At 33.2% G+C, this 470-nt stretch carries 1 protein-coding gene; it reads left to right on the top strand.

Annotation, left to right across the window (positions count from 1 at the left end):
• Positions 1-253: 253 nt before the first annotated feature.
• Positions 254-470, top strand: a 217-nt coding sequence (locus J8281_RS19070; protein ID WP_210199244.1) for a co-chaperone YbbN, incomplete at its 3' end; no start/stop codon positions are given.

Here is a 470-nt window from a genome sequence, read left to right as displayed (position 1 = left end):
AGAGTATGGTTGGATGGCGAAGATTCAAATACATGGAATAACTCTTTTGGAGGTGGTGTTTTTGCCAATGCTGCAGATATGATGACCTTAAACCTTTCAGTTTTTAATAGCGATGATGGTTTGCTCTTGGCTTTTAAGTTAGGTTTTGGGTTTTGACACAAAGTGCCACCCTGAACTTGTTTCAGGGTCTCATTTTTATACTGTAATGTTATCATGATTTTTACGTCTAAAAAGACATAAAAAATGAATAAAAATGAAAAGTAGTTTTAACGATATCATCAATTCAGAAAAAGTAGTATTAGTAGATTTTTTTGCAACTTGGTGTGGCCCATGTCAAGCTTTAATGCCTATTCTTAAAGATGTAAAAGATGAAGTTGGCGATGCGGTTAAAATCGTAAAAATAGATATTGATAAAAACAACCCATTAGCCATGAAATATCAGGTAAGAAGTGTACCTACAATGCTATTAT

Origin of the sequence: Aquimarina sp. U1-2, from assembly GCF_017897595.1 — a bacterium.
GTDB lineage: Bacteria > Bacteroidota > Bacteroidia > Flavobacteriales > Flavobacteriaceae > Aquimarina.
Note: the sequence above shows the minus strand (reverse complement) of the source record. Positions and strands in the feature narration are given on the sequence as shown.